This is a genomic window from Thalassococcus profundi (genome assembly GCF_003344785.1).
In the GTDB taxonomy this organism is placed as follows: domain Bacteria; phylum Pseudomonadota; class Alphaproteobacteria; order Rhodobacterales; family Rhodobacteraceae; genus Puniceibacterium; species Puniceibacterium profundi.
In genome coordinates this window covers 60,368-79,058 of sequence record NZ_QPMK01000008.1, presented here as the reverse complement: position 1 = coordinate 79,058, position 18,691 = coordinate 60,368, and the positions used below count along the sequence as shown (strand labels likewise).

Genomic DNA, 18,691 nt, shown 5'->3' with positions numbered 1-18,691 from the left:
TTTAACCCGTTTCAGCCGGTTCGAGCACTGTACCGGCGTGCGACCGGGGCTTCTTTGGTTCAGTGCCCAACATAAGCATCGCCGGGGTCAGGATCAGAGTAAGTAAAGTGGCGACCACCAGCCCGCCGACGATCGCACTGGAGAGCTCGGTCCAGTATTGCGTGGACGGCGCGCCGAACACGATTTCGCGGGTGAAGAAATTCAGGTTGGCTCCCAGAACCATCGGCATGAGGCCAAGCGCCGTTGTGATGGATGTCAGCATGACCGGGCGCAGGCGTTGCGCCCCGGTGCGTAACACGGCTTCGCGCGGGGGCAGGCCCGACCGCCTCAGGTCGTTATAGGTGTCGATCAGCACGATGTTGTTGTTCACCACGATGCCCGCAAGCGCGATGACGCCGATGCCGCCCATGACGACGCCGAAGGGGCGGCCCGTGATGATCAGGCCCAGCAGCACGCCCGCGACCGAGAAGACGATGGCGCTCATCACCACGAACGCCTGGTAGAAGTTGTTGAATTGCAGAACCAGTATGACGAGCATCAGCAAGATCGCCGAGGCGAAGGCCCCGCCGAGGAAAACCATCGTTTCGGCCTGATCCTCGGCCTCGCCGGCGAAACTGTAGCTGACGCCGTCCGGCAGATCGGCCGCGTCCAGTTCGGATTGAAGCGCCGTCACCTGATCGTTCACCAGAAGCCCCGGCGCGATATTGGCCTCGATCGAGACGACACGCCTTTCGTCGATGCGGGTGATATTGCCGGTGCGCTCGCTTGGCGCGAATGTGACGAAGTTCGAGATTGGGACGAGACCGGCGCTGGTCGGCACCCGCAGGTTGCCCAATTCGGACAACGACCGTTCCTCGGCCGGGAAGCGCACGCGGATATCGAGCTCGCCGTCCGCGTCGGACGGCCGGTAATCCGCGACGGCGATGCCCTGGGTCAGAAGCTGCACGGCTTGGCCCAGAAGGCTGACGTCAGCCCCGAAGCGCGCGGCTTCTGCCCGGTCGACGAGGATCGAGACCTCGACGCCCGGCAGGGGGCGGATATCGGTCACATCGGTGAAGCCGCCGATGTCGGCCATGATGCCCAGCACCTGTTCCACCGCGTCGTTCTGCACTGCCGGATTGCGCGCCGCGATTTGAAGGTTCACCGGCTTGCCGCTGGTCGGCCCGCCGCTTTCCGTCTGCACCTGCACGTCGATCCCGGCGATATCGGACACGTCTTCGCGGATGTCCTCGCCGATCTCGGCGGCCGGGCGGCGGGTGTCCCAGTCGATCAGCTCCAGTTGCAGGGTACCGATGGTTTCCTCGTCGCCCTGCCCCGCGCTCATGGTGGAGCGGGCGTAGACGGTGGCGACCTCGTCGAGTCGCAGCAGTCGCTCTTCGACCTGTCGGACAAGCGCGTCGCGTTCGTAAATCGAAAAGTTGTCACGGGCGCGGACCTGGACCTGCATGAATTCGGGCTCGACGGACGGGAAGAACGTCACGCCCTTGCCGAACTGGCCATAAAGACCGAAGCCCCCCAGCAGCAAAGCCAGCGCGAGCAAGGCGGTCGCGCCGGGGCGCAGGATCGCCAGTTCCAGCACGCGGACATAGGCGCCGGTCACCCCTCCGATGCGCCGTGGATCGCCGGTCTCTGCCTCGTGAAGCGCCTGCTTGGCCGCGGCCGTCTGCGGTTGCCGCTTGCCGATCAGACCGCCCAGAACCGGGATGAAGATCAGCGCCATGAAAAGCGACGCGAAAAGCGTCAGGATGACGGTGATCGGCAGGAATTTCATGAACTCGCCGACGAGGCCGGTCCAGAACAGCAGGGGGAAGAACACCGACAGGGTCGTCGCCGTCGACGCGATGATCGGCCATGCCATCCGCTTGGCGGCAAAGGCGTAGGCATCGGGCGGGGAAGCTCCTTCCTGCAAGCGCCTGTCGGCCAGTTCGGCGGTGACGATGGCGCCGTCCACCAGCATCCCCACCACGAGGATCAGGGAAAACAGCACCACGATGTTCATCGTGAATCCCATCGCCCACAAGGCGGACACGCCCGCCAGGAATGCGCCGGGAATGGCCAGGCCGACCAGGATCGCCGAACGGACACCCAGCGCAAAGACGATGACGATCATCACCAGGATCACCGCTGCGATCACGTTCGCCTCGAGATCCGACAGCAGCGTCTCGACCTGTTCGGACTGGTCCTGCAGATAGGTGACCTCGACACTGTCCGGCCAGTCGGCGCTGAGGTCGGTCAGGGCGGCCTTGGTCGCGGCCACGGTTTCGATGATATTGGCGCCCGATCGCTTCTTGACCTCGAGTGCCAACGCGGGCTGGCCCTGGATCCGAGCAAAGCCGGTCGGGTCCTGAAACGTGCGCCGGATCGTGGCAACATCCTCAAACGTGACGACGGTATTTCCGCGCACCTTCACGGGGATGTCCATGACATCCTGAAGGTCCTCGATCAGACCCGGCACCTTCAGCACCACGCGGCCGCCGCCCGTTTCGATGGCGCCGGCGGCGATCAGGCGGTTGTTGCGCTGCAACTGGCCGATCAACTCGTCGAAGGACAGGTTGTAGGTCTGAAAGACCGTCGGATCGATGAGCACTTCCAGAAATTCGTCGCGCGATCCGCCGATCTCGACTTCCAGCACGCCCGGAACGCCTTCGATAACCTCTTGGGCGTCGTTCGCCAGGGCGTTCAGCGTACGTTCGGGCACCGGACCCGACACGATGGCGGTGATGATCGGGAAAAGTGCTGTATTGATCTCGGTGATCGACAGGTCAGTGGCGTCTTCGGGCAGGTCGCCCTCGACCCGGTCCGCGGCTTCGCGCACCCTGTCGAGCGCCTCGTCGATGTCGCCGCCGGGCGTGAATTCGAGTTGGACGTTTGCATAGCCTTCGCCCGCGCTGGCGGTCATTTTGTCAAGTCCGGTCAACCCCGCAAATTCCGTTTCCATCGGCTCCACCAGCAGGCGTTCGGCGTCGGTGGGGCTGATGCCTTCCAGTCCGGTCGACACGTAGACCAGCGGCAAAGGCACCTCTGGATTGGCCTCTTTCGGGATTGAGACATATGCTATCCCGCCCATGGTCAGGATCATCAGGAGGGCCATCATCACGACCCTGCTGCGAGAGAATGCGGCGTCGATGAGCGCGTTCATCGGGTTTCGTCCACAGCGGTCGACGTGTTCGCGGGCGCGGGCGCGACAATCTCGCCGGCGTTCACGAACCCCTGGCCCACGGTAATGATCCGGGCGGTCTCGGGCAGCCCGGTGACCCAGATACCGTCGATTTCGGCGCGCACGATCTCGACCGGGTTGAATACGACGCGATCCTCGTCATCGACCGTCTTCACGCCAAGGCGCCCCTCGGGCGACAGCGAGACGGTTGACGGTTGCACGAAATGCGCCTGTGCCTGTCCCGTCGGAATGCTGATCTCGGCCGAAATGCCGGCAGGGATGGCGCCGTCCGCGTTCGGCACGGCGATCTCGGCCAGAAAGGTGCGCGTCTCGGCATTGGCAGACGTGCCGACAAAGCTGACCGTGCCCGCGCGTTCTTCGCCGGTGATGAACCTGATCGTCGCGTCCTGCCCGTTCTGGATGCGGTTCAGCGCCTGCTGCGGCACCTGGATGGCAACCGTCAGCGGGCGGTTGTCGACAATGCGCCCGACCTCGGCTCCGGCCTGCACGAATTCGCCCGGATCAAGCGTCAATGTTTCGATGCGCCCCGCGAAAGGGGCCGTGATGTCCAGCGATCTCCGGCCTTCCTCGGCCGCAGCCAGGGCCGCTTCGGCGGATGCCAGATCGGCGCGCGCCTGGCTCAGGCGGTCCGCGGTGGCGATGCCGCGCTCGAGAAGGGCGGTTGCGTTGTCAAACTCGCGTTGCGCGCGGGCCAGTTCCTCGCGAGCGCGGGCCAAGTCGGCCTCGGCGCGGGTCGTGGACAGTCGCGCGATCACACTGCGCTCGGCGACATCCTCGCCTTTGGCGACCAGCACCTCGGCCACATCGCCCGACGCTTCCGCCCGGATCGACGTGTCCCGATCCGGCTGCGCCTGCCCTTCGGCCTGAAAGTAAAGCGTCACCGGCTCGACCGATGATTGCTCGACCGAGACGGCAACCGGCGCGAGGCGAGTCTCGGTCTCTCGCGGTACATCCCCGTCGTTCGAGGGCAAGACATAACCGCTGCCCATCCACCCGACGATTAAGATCACCAGCGCGCCAGCGATCCACGTTGCACGCGACGCGCCTTTGTCGTCCTCAAAGGCAAGTCTTCCCGTTTCGTCCGTCATGTCAGTGATCCTCGAGGCCGCGCATCCCGTCGGCCGTTTCATTCGTGCGGTTGGGTGTTATCAGGGACACCAGCGTCCGGCGATGATTCCTTGGGTCGGACAGCAATACGCTGCCGAGCATCGAAACCAGGATCGTGGGGCTTCTATACTCCGCGAAGCACCTGCTACCAACTCTCGGGCAGATGTCACCGATCATTGACCGATGGCAAGGACCTGCTAAGAATTTCAAATGTCATCTGCGCTCAGGATCGCCATAGGGACGTTCGGCCGGGTCGCACTCCTTGATATGGACCGGCCCTTGGTAAAGCATGCCCATGCGCAATGCCATGTGCTTATGAAAGTCGAAGGCGCGGATACGGAGTTCGATGTGAACGGGCGCCGCGTCGCTCTCACTGACGAGAACGCCGTTCTGATCAACGCCTGGGAACATCACAGCTACGTCCATCGCGGCGACCAGCCGCCGACGATCATACTCGCACTCTATATAGAGCCCACCTGGCTGGGTGCGTTTCGCGGCAACTGGCAGGCCAGTGGAGCACCCGGCTTCTTTCCACAGCCGGGCGGAGCGATCACGCCGCAAATCCGCCGCCAGGTGGGCGAAACGGCCGAGGCGATGGTGCATGCGCCCGCGGATGCGGAGACACATGAGCGCTTGATCGGACGGCTGATGGTGTCGATCATCGAACGCTCGGTGCATTGGCGCTCCGTGCGACAGTCCCTGCGCTCCCGGGCAAACGCGCTACGCGCGACCGACAGGCGGATTGTGAAAGCGCTTGACCTGATGCGTGCCGATCCAGCCAACATCACCTCGATGGAGGCGCTGTCGCGCGACGCCGGATTATCGCGCGCGCATTTCTTCCGACTCTTCGAAACGGCCATGGGAATTTCTCCCCGTGTCTATCTGAATACGCTGCGCGTCGAACGCGCGGTGCAGGCCGTCGCCAACGAAAACCGGAGCTTTTCAACCATCTCCGAAGAGCTGGGATTCTCCGTGCCCGCGCATTTCTCGCGTTTCTTTCATGACCACGCAGGCTCTTCGCCGCGCACGTTCCGCGCTGTCTCTGCACTCCGCGACGGCTGATTTTGAGACGCCTCGGTAAGTTCCGAGACGCCACGGGATCGCGGCCCCACAGACCCCAACTGTAGCCTCCTCTGCCAAGGGCTTGCTCATGCCAAGCCGGGAGGAGACATGAAAGATACCGCTACAGAACCGCTATTGGGCCGGTCCGTCGAACGCATCGAGGATGCCGCGCTGGTGTCGGGACGCGGACAGTTTATCGACGATCTGCCCGTCGCGACCGGAACGCTCGCAGTGGCCTTCGTTCGCGCGCCACACGGCCATGCCGACATCAAATCCGTGGATGTGACCGCGGCGACAAGGGCGCCGGGCGTGGCCGCGGTCATCACCGGGCAGGACGTGACCCGCTACATCCGCTCCATGACCGTGGGGGTGAAGGCCAACGTTGAGTGCTGGCCGATCGCCGTGGACCGCGTGCGCTATGTCGGAGAGCCGGTGGCCATGGTCGTCGCGACCGACCGGTACCTGGCCGAGGATGCCGCGGATCTGGTCGAGGTCGACTATTCGCCGCTGACTGCGGTGGTGGACCCGGTTCGCGCCTTGGCCGACGACGCGCCGGTTCTGCACCAGAGCCTTGGGAGCAATCTGATCAACGAGCGCCGCTTCCGCTACGGCGATCCCGAGACCGCTTTCGACGCCGCGCCGCACCGGATCGGCATCGACGTCACTTATCCGCGCAGCGCCTGTACACCCATCGAAACCTATGGCGTTATCGCGCGCTACGAGCCCGGCGAGGACGCCTACGACATCACCGCGAACTTCCAGGGACCGTTTTCGATCCACGCGGTCGTGGCGCGATCCCTGCAGGTTCCGGGAAACCGGCTTCGCCTGCGCACGCCGCCGGACTCCGGCGGGTCCTTCGGGATCAAGCAGGGCGTCTTTCCCTACATGATCCTTTCTGGCGTCGCCGCCCGAATCGCCGGCGCGCCGGTCAAGTGGATCGAGGATCGCCTGGAACATCTTTCGGCCAGCGTCTCTGCGACCAACCGCCAGACCCGGATCGAGGCGGCGGTCGAGGCGGATGGCCGCATCACGGCTCTCGACTGGGACCAGATCGAGGATTGCGGCGCCCATCTGCGCGCGCCCGAGCCCGCCACGCTTTACCGGATGCACGGCAACATGACCGGGGCCTATGACATCGCGAACGTGGCAATCCGCAATCGCGTGGTGCTGACCAACAAGACCCCCACGGGGCTCAATCGCGGATTCGGCGGCCCGCAGATTTATTTCGCGCTCGAGCGCCTGATGGACACGATCGCGCGGCAGCTGGGGCTGGACCGGCTCGACGTCATCCGCCGCAACCTCGTTCCGGCGGACGCCTTCCCGTACCGGACAGCCACCGGGGCACTGCTCGACTCGGGCGACTACGCCGCGGCTATGGCGCGCGCCGTGGATGAAGGCGGATTGGCCGAGCTTTATGCCCGCCGCGACACGGCGCGCGCAGAGGGCCGCCGCTACGGTATCGGCTTTGCCTGCGTGGTCGAGCCGTCGGTATCGAACATGGGCTACATCACTACGGTTCTGAGTTCCGAGGAGCGCGCAAAGGCAGGACCGAAAAACGGTGCTCAGGCCACCGCGACGGTCGCCATCGACCCGTTGGGATCGGTGACGGTCAAGGTCGCCTCGGTCCCGCAGGGCCAGGGACACAGGACCGTGCTGGCCCAGGTGGTGGCTGACAAGTTCGGCCTGCCGCTGGACGCGGTGCGCGTTCTGGCCGACGTGGACACGATGCGCGACGCCTGGTCCATCGCGTCGGGCAACTATGCCTCGCGCTTTGCCCCGGCCGTTGCGGGTGCGACCGAAATCGCTGCGACCCGGCTTCGGGACAAGCTCGCCAAGGTCGCCGCCTCGCAGCTCAACATCGGCGCGTCGGATGTCACCTTTGACGCGGGGCGTATCGGCGCGGCGCAGAACCCCGACAACAGCCTGTCGTTTGCGCGTGTGGCCGCGACGGCCCATTGGTCCCCCGGCACCCTCCCGGACGATGTGGGACAGACGCTGCGCGAGACGGTCTTTTGGACACCGCCGGAGTTGGAGGCGCCAACAGCCGATGACGGCATCAATTCGTCGCTCTGCCACGGGTTCATCTTCGATTTCTGCGGGATCGAGATCGACCCCGACACCGCAGAACCCAGGATCGACCGCTACGTGACGATGCATGACTGCGGGCGCATCCTGCACCCCGCCATGGTCGATGGCCAGGTGCGCGGCGGTTTCGCCCAGGCCGTCGGCGCGGCGTTTCTCGAAGAATACGCCTACGGAGAGGATGGATCCTTTCGGTCGGGTACGCTCGCAGACTACCTCCTGCCGACGGTGATGGAGGTGCCCGAGCCGGTCATCCTGCATCACGAGACCCCCTCTCCCTTCACCCCGCTTGGGGCCAAGGGCGTGGGCGAAGGCAACTGCATGTCCACACCTGTCTGCATCGCCAACGCCGTGGCCGATGCGCTTGCCCCTGAAGGCGACGCGCCAAACATCGTGTTGCCCGTGACCGCGGCCAAACTCGCCCCGCTGATCCATGGCGAAGAGCCAGAGCCGAAAGAGCCGGTGCCCGAGACGAAGGCGGAAGCCACTTCGGGTGGCCGAAAACTCACGGGCGAAGGCCGCGCCCTGGTGCAGGCCAGCCGCGAGGACGTGTGGAAAATGCTGCTCGATCCGGCGACGCTGGATGCGATCATTCCCGGCTCGCATGGGGTGCAGAAGGTCGATGAGACCCGGTTCAAGGCTGATGTGACGCTGGGCGTCGGACCGGTGCGGGGCCGCTACAAGGCCGATATCGAATTGTCGGACCTCGATCCGCCGAACGCTGTCACCCTGTCAGGCCAAGCCGTCGGCGCGCTTGGAACTGGCGGCGGGCACGGTCGCGTAACCCTCACCGACACCGGTGATGGCACTGAGATCACCTATCGTTACGAGGCCGAAATCGGCGGCAAGGTCGCGTCGGTCGGCGGACGCCTTCTGGATGGCGCGGCCAAGGTCGTGATCGGCGAATTCTTCCGCGCTTTGGCCCGCCATTGCGGCGGCGGCGCAGGCAACGGCCCGATCGCGCGCCTGAGAGGTCTTCTCAACCGCATCGCGAAAGGAGGCCGGACATGAAACCCGCCCCGTTCGATTACGTCGCCGCCACTGACCTGAGCGAAGCTTTGGACGCGCTGCAAGAAGGCGGATCTGACGCCCGCGTCATCGCCGGCGGCCAGTCGCTGGTGCCGATGCTCAACATGCGCCTGGCACGCCCCGCCACGCTGGTCGACATCACCCGAATTCCGGAGCTGTCAAGAATCGAAGCCAAGGGCGATCAGATCATCATCGGCGCGGCCGTGCGTCAGGCCACGCTCGAATCCTGGCCCGATCTGGCCGACCGCCTGCCACTGGTCCGCGCGGCAATCTCCTGGGTCGGCCATACTCAGCTGCGCAATCGCGGGACGGTCTGCGGCTCTGTCGCTCATGCCGATCCCAGCGCCGAACTGCCGCTTTGCCTGCTCGCGCTCGGCGGCACGGTGACACTGCGCCGCCGTCGCAAGACGCGGACCGTCGCGGCACGGGATTTTTTCCAGGGCATGATGTCCACCGACCTCGCCCCGGGTGAAATGATCACCTCCGTATCCATACCGGCGCGGAAGCAGGGCACCGGTTACGCCTTCCGCGAAGTCGCCCGCCGCCACGGCGATTTTGCCATCGTGGCCTGCGCCGCTATCGCCCGGCCCGATGGCAGCAGCACGCTGACCGTAGGCGGCGTCGCCGACACGCCGCAGACGCTCGATCTGCCCGCCGACACGACCGGCCGCGATGACAGGCTGAACGAATTCGCCTGGCATCTGCAGGCCCGCGACGACCTGCACGCCACTGCGCGGTACCGCCGCGATCTGGTCCGCCGGTTGGGCCGCACAACCTTGAAGGAGGCCCTTTCATGCCGCGACTGACGAAGGACGAAAAACCGGCGGTCCGCTTTACGCTGAACGGGCGGGCGGTATCGCCCGAGGCCCCACCGCGCATGCTGCTCAGCGACCTGCTGCGCCACGAGATCGGCGCAACCGGCACCCATGTCGGCTGTGAACACGGCGTCTGCGGCGCCTGCACGGTGCAGGTGGACGGCGCACCCGTCCGGGCGTGTCTGATGCTCGCCCAGCAGGCCCAAGGCTGTGACATCCGCACCGTCGAAGCGCTGGCCGAGGGGCCGGAGCTGTCGCCGCTGCAAGCCGCCTTTCGCGAACATTTCGCCCTGCAGTGCGGGTTCTGCACGGCGGGGATCCTGATGACCTTGGACGCACTGTTCGCATCCCAGCCAGAGGCCGACGAGGCCACCATTCGTGAAGCGCTGTCGGGCCATCTGTGCCGCTGCACCGGCTATGCGCCGATCGTCCAGGCGGCGCTCGCCGCTCGCAATCGCATCAAGGGAGGACCAATCGATGCTTGACCTCGGAACCAGCTTTATCGCGTCCGTCGAACGCGATCCAGGCGCCATGGCCATTGCCGAAGGCGACCTGATGCTGACCTACGCAGAATGGTTTGCACGGATCAGTGCCCTGGTTGACGGACTCGGCCAGATCGGGCTGCGCAAGGGCGACACTCTCGTCACGGCGATGCAGAACCGCTGGGAAAACGCGTCCCTGCACTGGGCCTGCCAACTGGCCGGACTAGTGATCACGCCGGTTAACTGGCGCGTCACCGCGGATGAGCTTGACCATGCGCTCAGCGACAGCGCCGCCAAGGCCCTGGTGCACGACGATGCCGCCGCAGAGGCCGTGCGCGGGTCCGCCCTGGCCGCCGGTCTGACCGTCCTGCCGCTGCACGGTAATGGCGGACTCTCGGACATGCTGGCGGGAAAGGCGCCAGATGCCGCGCCGCACGCTTCGGCCGAAGATCTGTCGGTCATGCTCTATACCTCCGGCACCACGTCCAAACCCAAGGGCGTGCCGCGCCGGCACCGGGCCGAGCGCGCCGCTGCCATCGCACATGTGGCGCAGAACATGTACGGTCAGGGGGAACGCACGTTGGGAGTCATGCCGCTCTATCACACGATGGGCGTCCGGTCCCTCCTGTCTGCCAGTGTCATCGGCGGCGCCTTCGTCTGCCTGCCCCGCTTCGACGTGCCGGGCGCGCTGCATGCCATCGAACAGCACGCCGTCACCAATCTTTACCTGGTGCCCACGCTCTACCACGACATCGTCCACCATACCGATTTCACTCCCGACCGGGTGGCAAGCGTGCGCAAGCTGGGCTTTGCCGGCGCGTCGATGACCGATGGACTTCTGCGCAAGCTGGCGGAGACCTTTCAGCCCGAGCTCTTCGTGAACCACTACGGGTCGTCAGAGATCTACACCTTTTCCATCTGTCAGGACGCCACCGCCAAACCCGGATCCGCCGGGCGCGCGGCGATCAACCAGCGCCTCCGCGTGGTCCCTCTGGGCGCCGAGGATGCCAGCCAGACCTGCGCCCCCGGCGAGGAAGGGGAGATCGTTGCCTCGATGCAGGGCGATGAGGCGTTCGAGGGATATTGGAACCGGCCCGAGGCAGACAGCAAGGCGATCCGCGGCGGTTGGTATTTTACCGGCGATTGCGGGCATTTCGACGAGGACGGCGATCTGTTCGTCACCGGGCGCGCCGACGACATGATCATCACCGGCGGCGAGAACGTCTCTCCGGTGGAGGTGGAAAGCTGCCTGTCGCTGCATCCCGCGGTGGCCGAGGTCGCCGTTGTCGGCCTGCCGGACGAACGCTGGGGCAAGGTCGTGACCGCCTTCATCAAGCGCAAGGACACGGTCAGCGAAGACGACCTCGATGCGCATTGCCGTCGCTCCGACCTGTCGAATTTCCGGCGCCCCCGCCGCTACGTCTTCGTCCGCGACATCCCGAAATCTCCGGTCGGCAAGCTGCTGCGCCGCCTGCTCGTCGCGGGCGAATACGAACCCGAGACCCCGGAAAACACCCCTGCCTGAAACAGAAAGAGACTGACATGACAGACCCAATGACCTTCAGCGATCCCCGCCTTGCCGAGCTTGACGGCTTCCACGTCCAGCTAGACGCGGACCACGAACGCGCCGACATCATCCTTGCGCGTCCGCCCTACAACGTCATCTCGATGGGCGCGCGCGACCAGCTGCGTCTCGTGTTCGAAGCGCTCGATGCCGACGACCGCGTGCGCATCATCGTCGTTTCGGGCGAAGGCGAACACTTCTCGTCCGGCGGCAACATCAAGGGCTTCCTCGAGGCCAGCCCCGAGCACGTCTCGCACCTTGCGTGGAACATCGCAGCACCAGCGCGCTGCTCCAAACCGGTGATCGCGGCCAATCGTGGCTACACATTCGGGGTCGGGTTCGAGCTGTCGCTGGCCTGCGATTTCCGCATCGTCTCCGAGACCTGCCGCTATGCCCTGCCCGAACAGAAGCTGGGCCAGATCCCCGGATCGGGCGGCTCTGCCCGCCTGCAGAAGATTGTCGGCGTCACACGCACGAAGGACATCGTAATGCGGTCCAAGCGCATCAAGGGTCAGCAAGCGCTGGACTGGGGTATCGCCACGGAATGCGTGCCCGACGAGACGCTGGAACAGGCGGTCAGCGATCTGGTGGATGAACTGCGCGGCTTCTCTCCGATGGCGCAGCGCACCGCAAAGAAACTGCTCAACGACACTGACGACGCCCTGCTGAGCACCGCGATCGAGATGGAGGGGCTTAACTACAGCCGCCTGCGCCAGTCGGACGATTTCCGTGAGGGGGTCGAAGCATTTCACGAAAAGCGCAAGCCCGCCTTCACCGGTCGCTGAGCCGGCCACACCGATTTCCAAGGGAGGAACACAAGATGGAACAGACAAAACAGACGGGATGGATCGAAAAGGGGCCCGGCTTTGGCGCGGGACTTTCAGGTCTGCGCGAATGGCTCGGGATCAAGACCGCCAGTGCAGGACTGGTCGCGGCGATCTTCGGCTGCTCGGGCCCGGCGCTGATTGTCATCGGCGCGGCCAACAACGGCGGTCTGACCGAAGGACAGACCGTGGCCTGGCTTCTGGCGATCTACGGCCTCGGCGGGCTGATCAGCCTGGTGATGGCGCTTTACTACAAGCTGCCTGTCACCGGGGCCTATTCGATCCCGGGGGCCGCGCTGGTTGCCGGGGCGCTTGGCACTTTTCCGTTCGAGCAGGCGGTCGGCGCCTTCCTCATGGCCGGGGCGATGGTCTTCATCCTTGGCATCACAGGGCTGATTGGGAGGGTCATGCGCTGGTTGCCGATGCCCATCGTCATGGCGATGATCGCGGGGGCCCTCATCCGCTTCGGCATCGGGGCTGTCACCTCGATCGAGAAGCTGCCCATCGTGGTGGGCGCCGCAACCCTCGCCTTCTTCCTGTCCATGCGTTTCCTGCGCGCCGTGCCGCCGGTTCTCACTGCACTGGTGGTCGGCCTTGTCGCGGTGGCGTTCACCGGCGGGTTCCAGGGCGGAGAGGCGGCGATCAGCTTCGTTGCCCCTGAGTTCACCGCCCCCGTGTTCACGCTGGATGCGTTTCTTGCCATCGCCGTGCCGCTGGCGATCCTTGTCATAGGCGCCGAAAACGCCCAGGCCATCGGGGTGCTCTATGCCGAAGGCTACCGCCCTCCGATCAACGCCATGACGATTGTCTCTGGCATCGGCGGCATGCTGGCCGGACTAGTCGGTGGACACAACGCCAACATTGCAGGCCCGATGACAGCGATCTGTTCTTCGGATCAGGCCGGCGAGAACCCCGAAGGCCGGTATGTAGCGACCGTGCTGAACGGTGTGCTCTTTGCAGCGTTCGGTGTCTTCGCAGGCGTCGCGGTCCCGCTGATCATGGCATTGCCCGGACCGCTGATCGGCGCGGTCGCAGGGCTGGCGATGATCACCGTTCTTCTCAGCGCCTTTCAATCGGCCTTTGACCGCAACGCGGGACACCAGATCGGCGCTTTCGTCGCCCTGATCGTGGCGATGTCCAACGTGTCCTTCCTGAACATCAGCGCACCGTTCTGGGCGCTGGTCGCCGGTGCCGCCATTTCGATGCTGAACGAAAAGGTGACGCGGACATCTGCGACGGGCCGCGCGGTGTCGTAGGATACCCGCCGAAGCCTGCCGGCAGGACCTAGAAAGAGGGGGCATGCACCAGCATTGCCCCCTCTTTATGTTCGCGCGTAAATTCCTTTTGATCGGGCATGGCGTGCGACCCGCCGAAACTTGGCCGGCACCGAACGTCATCGAGCGTCGCGCAGTGCTGCAGCCGGGCCTGTGTATTCGGTTGGTCGACCGTCAGAGAATTGTCACAGCCCGTACGGGCCTTGCCGACAGATAATCGGCGCGGCGCAACACGCGTCTTGCCTGACCATCCGTGTTCGCCAGAGTTCGGCGCTTGCTCCGGTGCAGACAGAAGCACTTGATTCGAAATGAAAATGCCCGGGACACGTGCCCCGGGCATTTCGGTTTGGTATGGCGTCAGGTCACTCGGCCGAAGCGAGTTCCTTGGGCATCTTGAAGGTCCAGAGCAGGCCGCCCTGATTGAGGAAGTTCACCTTCTTGGCCACTTCGCCGCCCCAGAGCGGAACCGCACCGCCCCAGCCCGAGATCACCGACACATATTGTTCGCCGTCCATGTCCCAGGTCACCGGCTGGCCGACGATGCCCGAGCCGGTCTGGAACGACCACAGCTCTTCGCCGGTCTCGTCATCCAGCGCCACGAACTTGCCCTCGGGCGTGCCGAAGAACACGAGGCCACCTGCGGTGGTCATCACGCCACCCCAGAGCGGGGCGTCGTTCTTGTATTCCCACTTCCATTCGCCGGTGTCCGGGTCCAGCGCCTTGAGCGAACCGATATGATCCTCGTAGTTCGGCTTGATGGTAAAACCCGACCCAAGATAGGCGGCACCCTTCTTGTAGGTGATCGGCTCGTTCCAGATGTCCATGCCCCATTCGTTCGACGGGATGTAGAAATTGCCGGTGCGCTGCGAAAAGGCCATCGGCATCCAGTTCTTGCCGCCGAGGAACGACGGGGAAGAGAACACCACCTCGCCCTTGTTGCCCTCGACCGCCTCGGACGGATCGCCGGGGCGATTATCCTCGGCAAAGATCGGGCGGCCGGTGTCGTCGATGCCTTCGGCCCAGGTGATGTCCTTGACGAAGGGCGCGGCCGAGACGAAGGCACCGTCCTCGCGGTTCAGCACGTAGAAATAGCCGTTCCGGTCGGCGGTGGCATAGCGCATGTTGCCGTCGCGGTCGGTGTAGGCGACGACTTCGTTCACGCCGTCATAGTCCCAGCCCTCGCGCGGCGTGGACTGGAAATGCCATTTGATCTCACCGGTCTTGGGGTCGATGCCAAGGCGGCTCGCGGCATAGAGGTTGTCGCCCGTGTTGCCCTCGACCGGCTGGCCGGCGTTGCGCAGGTGGCTGTTCCAGGGCGCCGGGTTGCCGGTCCCAAAGACCAGCGTGTCGGTGTCGGCGTCGTAGGAGCCGCCGAGCCAGGTCGCGCCGCCGCCGGTCTTCCACATGTCGCCCGGCCAGGTCGCGTTGAGCTCGCCGGTCATGGTGCTTTCTTCGCCATTCAGGGTGCCCATGTGGCCCTCGATCACCGGACGGGTCCAGACCAGGTCGCCGGTTTCGGCGTCGCGGGCCTGCACCTCGCCCACGATGCCAAATTCGCCGCCGGAGTTGCCGGTGATGATCAGCCCGTCCACGATCAGCGGCGCGGCGGTGTAGGAATAGCCGGCCTTGTAATCGGCGATCTGGTCGCGCCAGACCACGTCGCCGGTCTTGAGGTCGAGCGCCACGATACGCGCGTCGAGCGTGCCGAAATAGATCTTGTCGCCGTAGATCGCCGCACCGCGGTTGACCACGTCGCAGCAGGGCAGGATGCCCTCGGGCAGGCGCGCGTCGTACTGCCAGAGCTCCTCTCCGGTCATCACGTCGATGGCGTAAAGCCGCGAGTAAGACCCGGTGATGTACATGATGCCGTCGTAGATCAGCGGCTGGGTTTCCTGCCCGCGCTGCTTTTCGCCGCCCAGGCTGAAGGCCCAGGCGGGCACCAGCTTGTCGACGTTGTCGCGGTTGATCATGTCGAGCGGCGAATAGCGCTGCAGATCGCGGCCCATGCCGTTGGTGACGACCTGTCCGGTCATCTCGCGGTCGTTGGCGATCATCTCTTCTGTCACTTCGGCCCCAGTTGCCCCGGCAACCAGGATCCCCGCGGTCACGGCGGCGATGAAACGGTTCATGGTATCCTCCCTTTTCGAGTGTTCTCGTCAGATCGCCCGACCGACGGGCGTCGTCGCGAAAACGCTACAAAGACGGGATTGCCAGGGGATACGGCGCTTTGGTCGTACGACCCATTGACGCTTGACACCCGCGGTTTTTGGCAGGTCCGAAATACCGAAATTCCCGTCTAAACGGGCCGTGTCGGGGCTGTTTTGCGGGAATTTGGCGTGGATTCGGCGGAATTTTCGGCCCTCGGGGCCGAAATCGCGCCGTCTTGTGCTTTGGTCGCAGAGACCCGAACCGGCCTAGAACGACGGCGCGTAGCGCCAGTTATCGGCGTCCGGCGTCACCTCGTCGGGGTCGTAGCCCGAGCGCTGGAACCGCGTCGCGATCTCCAGCCCGGCGGCGGCCGCCCGGTCGACGAAGGCGCGCCCGGCCTCGGTGTCGCGCGCGATGCCATGCCCGCGGATCAGGTTCAGGCCGTGGTTGAACTGACCCACCGGATCGCCCGCCAACGCCGCCTGCCGGTCCCAGTCCGCCGCAGCCTCGGGGTTGTAGTCGGCGCCCAGCCCGTTGTTGTCGAGCTGGCTCATCCAGGTCATCGCACCGGTATATCCGGCCTCGGCGCAACGGCGGAACAGGGCCCGGGCAGCGGCGTGATTGCCGGATTTCGTCAGCATGTAGCCCGAGGCGCAGGTGACCATGTCGGTGGCGCCGCCTTCGGAATTTTCCAGCACGCGCTGCCAGGTCATCTCGTCGGGATTGAGCGTGCCAAGCGCGTCGCCCTGGCTGTCCTGCGCTGCGGCGGGGCCGAGGGCCGGCAGAATGAACGCAAGGGCGGCGAACAGCACGGGGCGGCGCATGGGCAGGTCTCCTTCTTGCCGGAAGCCTATCACGAATCGGCCGCCCGGCCAGCAAAGGTGTCGCGGATCAGTTCGTCTGGCGGAAGGCCGCGCCCCAGGGAAAGCGGCCGACCTGGATCGACTTCACCGCCTCGCGCTCGGCCACGTCGATCACGCTGACGTCGCCCGAGACACCGTTGGTGGTAAAAAGCCGACTGCGGTCGGCGTTGAACGCCATGTGCCAGACGCGGCGCCCGACGAGGATGTAATCCTCGACCTCGTAGGTTTCGGCATCGACCACGGCGACGTGGTTCGACGGACCAAGCGCCACGAAGGCATGGCTGTCGCCTTCGGTGAATTCGAAGCCGACCGGCTGGATCAGCGACGGCAGGATGCGCGGCAGCTCAAACCCGATCTTGGCCTTCTCGGCCTTGGTCGCCACGTCGAAGACGGTGATCGTGCCGCCGATTTCGGAGCTGACCCAGAGCTCGGTCCCGCCCTTGACGAATTCGGCGTGGCGGGGGCGCGAATCGACCAGCGTGTTGGCGATCAGATCGCCGGTCTCCGTGTCGATCCAATGCGCCATGTTGGTGGTTTCCGACGTGGTGATGGCGATGGTTCCGTCCGGCGACACCGCCATGCCCTCGGGTTCGATCCCGACGCTGATCTGGCGCACGACCTCGCGCGACTGGGTGTCGACGACGGTGGTGATCGCGTCGTCCTCGTTGGCGATGTAAAGGTGACGGTTGTCCGGGTGCAGGGCGAACTGCTCGGGATCCTCGCCCGAGGGCAGATCGTAGAGGATCTCGCCCGAGACCGGGTCCATTACCTGCACGGCGTCGGAATCCGAGGCGCAGATATAGACCACCGAAAAGTCATGCGCGAAGGTTATGCCGCGCGGCCGGTCGCCTGTGGGGATGGTGCGCGTGACCTCGAGCGTGTCGATGTCGATCACGCTGATCGTGTCGTCCTTTTCGTTGGTCACCCAGATCTCGTCCGCCTGCGCGGTAAAGGCCGTCAGTGCGGCGGCAAGGGTCAGGGTCGAAAGGCGGGTCACTGGAATGCGGTGCATGTCGTCTCCGATACGTCGAGGCCGAGGGTGTCGAGCGGGTTGGCCTGATGCAGGAAGCCATCCAGCGGCGCCTGCGCGGTCAGACCGCGAGGATGGGACAGCGCGATGGGCTGGCGCAGCTGGCCGTTCCAGGTGCGGAAGGTCAGCGGCGTGCCCTTGAACCCCGCCAGTTCGAAACCGTCGCTCAGCAGGTAGGCGCGGATCGCGGCCGGGTCCTCATCGCCGCTGCGGGTCACCGCCTCGCCAATGGAGCGGACGGCGGCCCAGGCGGCATAGTCGATGTCTTCCATGCTGCGGCCGGCCAGGTCGCGGAACCGGTTCTGCAACTGGATCGCGCCCCATTGCTCGATCACCGGCGACCATGCCGAGGGCACCAGCCCCTCGGACCCGACAACCGGCCGCGGCAGCCAGGTGTTGTAGAGCAGGTAGCGCCCGAAATCGCGGACCTCGTCCGCGGCGATGACAACGTCGAATTCTCCCAGAGACTGGGTGAGGGCCGCGATCTCGGTCGAGGCGCTGCGGCGCAAGTCGGCTTGCAGCGTCCAGTCCGCACGGCTGCCGATCTCGAGCCCGAATTTGTGCACCGACGCCTCGATCGCCGCGGCAAAGGCGATATCGCCGGGATGCGGCCCGGTGATCAGCGCCAGGTCGCGCCAGCGCCGCTGCACAAGCAGTTGCACCAAAGCGTCGGACAGCATGGCCCGCGACGGGATCGTGTGCAGCAGGTTCGCGCGGCAATCCCCGTCGCGCAGGGCCACGTCCGTCGCCGCGACGTTGAACACCAGCGCGCCCGCATCGGCGGCCCGGTCCGCGGCGTCCAGCAGCGCGGCCTGCGGCGCGTCGATCACCAGCAGCCCGGTCTGTGCCAGCGCCGCATCCACCGCCGCCGGCCAATCGCCGTCCCGCGCGACCCAGGTCGTCTCCAGCGTGTAATTCTGCTCCAGGAACCGTCCGGTCGTCGCGTTGTCGTCGAGGCCAAGCCTGGCGCCGGCCAGGCCAAGGTCCTCGGGTGCGACGTCCAGTTCGGACAGCGTCGCGACGGGCGGCACTTCCTGGCGCAGGTAATGGATTTGGATGTCCAGCGCACTGGCCGTGCCGGAGGCCAGGCAAAGGCCAAACAGCGCACAGAAAGTGCGTTTCATCAGGTCGAGCAGCATGGAATCCTCCTTGACGTTGGACGCTACGGCGAGGCGTGAAAACGGCCAATACGACCAATGTGCCGCCCGATATCGCGGTCTTTCGCACCAAAGT

General features: G+C 65.3%; 13 protein-coding genes. 7 read left to right on the top strand and 6 right to left on the bottom strand.

The genetic code is table 11. The features are described from left to right. Position 1: 1 nt before the first annotated feature. Together DU478_RS12135 and DU478_RS12130 are read right to left on the bottom strand one after the other, a co-directional pair. On the bottom strand, positions 2-3,139 hold the full coding sequence (locus DU478_RS12135) for an efflux RND transporter permease subunit (RefSeq protein WP_114511236.1): 3,138 nt from the start codon (positions 3,137-3,139) through the stop codon (positions 2-4). Further along, a complete protein-coding gene (locus DU478_RS12130; protein ID WP_114511235.1) occupies positions 3,136-4,266 on the bottom strand; it encodes an efflux RND transporter periplasmic adaptor subunit in 1,131 nt (376 codons plus the stop codon). The genes DU478_RS12135 and DU478_RS12130 overlap by 4 nt, the downstream gene beginning before the upstream one ends. Positions 4,267-4,495: 229 nt before the next feature. Between DU478_RS12130 and DU478_RS12125 the strand changes: the two genes are divergently transcribed. From DU478_RS12125 to DU478_RS12095, 7 genes are all read left to right on the top strand, one after another. After that, positions 4,496-5,347: an AraC family transcriptional regulator gene (locus DU478_RS12125; RefSeq protein WP_114511234.1), complete on the top strand. Its 852-nt coding sequence runs from the start codon at positions 4,496-4,498 to the stop codon at positions 5,345-5,347. Between the two features lie 108 nt (positions 5,348-5,455). Beyond that, positions 5,456-8,440: a xanthine dehydrogenase family protein molybdopterin-binding subunit gene (locus DU478_RS12120; RefSeq protein ID WP_114511233.1), complete on the top strand. Its 2,985-nt coding sequence runs from the start codon at positions 5,456-5,458 to the stop codon at positions 8,438-8,440. Then, positions 8,437-9,264, top strand: coding sequence for an FAD binding domain-containing protein (locus DU478_RS12115; RefSeq protein ID WP_114511232.1), 828 nt, complete (start codon positions 8,437-8,439; stop codon positions 9,262-9,264). The genes DU478_RS12120 and DU478_RS12115 overlap by 4 nt, the downstream gene beginning before the upstream one ends. Beyond that, complete coding sequence (locus DU478_RS12110) at positions 9,252-9,758, top strand: (2Fe-2S)-binding protein (RefSeq protein WP_114511231.1); 507 nt, start codon at positions 9,252-9,254, stop codon at positions 9,756-9,758. Before DU478_RS12115 ends, DU478_RS12110 begins: the two co-directional genes overlap by 13 nt. Next, positions 9,751-11,280: an AMP-binding protein gene (locus DU478_RS12105; protein WP_114511230.1), complete on the top strand. Its 1,530-nt coding sequence runs from the start codon at positions 9,751-9,753 to the stop codon at positions 11,278-11,280. The genes DU478_RS12110 and DU478_RS12105 overlap by 8 nt, the downstream gene beginning before the upstream one ends. 17 nt (positions 11,281-11,297) lie before the next feature. Beyond that, positions 11,298-12,104, top strand: coding sequence for an enoyl-CoA hydratase/isomerase family protein (locus DU478_RS12100; RefSeq protein ID WP_199488334.1), 807 nt, complete (start codon positions 11,298-11,300; stop codon positions 12,102-12,104). 35 nt (positions 12,105-12,139) lie between these two features. Then, positions 12,140-13,399, top strand: coding sequence for a benzoate/H(+) symporter BenE family transporter (locus DU478_RS12095; RefSeq protein WP_114511228.1), 1,260 nt, complete (start codon positions 12,140-12,142; stop codon positions 13,397-13,399). A 380-nt stretch (positions 13,400-13,779) separates the two neighbouring features. Here DU478_RS12095 and DU478_RS12085 read toward each other — a convergent pair whose 3' ends face one another. From DU478_RS12085 to DU478_RS12070, 4 genes are all read right to left on the bottom strand, one after another. After that, positions 13,780-15,546 carry a PQQ-dependent methanol/ethanol family dehydrogenase gene (locus DU478_RS12085; RefSeq protein ID WP_114511226.1) on the bottom strand — a complete coding sequence of 589 codons (1,767 nt, stop codon included), beginning with the start codon at positions 15,544-15,546 and terminating at the stop codon, positions 13,780-13,782. 285 nt (positions 15,547-15,831) lie between these two features. Further along, on the bottom strand, positions 15,832-16,389 hold the full coding sequence (locus DU478_RS12080) for a tetratricopeptide repeat protein (protein ID WP_114511225.1): 558 nt from the start codon (positions 16,387-16,389) through the stop codon (positions 15,832-15,834). Positions 16,390-16,456: 67 nt separating this feature from the next. Continuing rightward, positions 16,457-17,440 carry a YVTN family beta-propeller repeat protein gene (locus tag DU478_RS12075; RefSeq protein ID WP_114511224.1) on the bottom strand — a complete coding sequence of 328 codons (984 nt, stop codon included), beginning with the start codon at positions 17,438-17,440 and terminating at the stop codon, positions 16,457-16,459. Then, a complete protein-coding gene (locus tag DU478_RS12070) occupies positions 17,422-18,597 on the bottom strand; it encodes an ABC transporter substrate-binding protein (protein WP_233501214.1) in 1,176 nt (391 codons plus the stop codon). Before DU478_RS12070 ends, DU478_RS12075 begins: the two co-directional genes overlap by 19 nt. Positions 18,598-18,691: the final 94 nt, after the last annotated feature.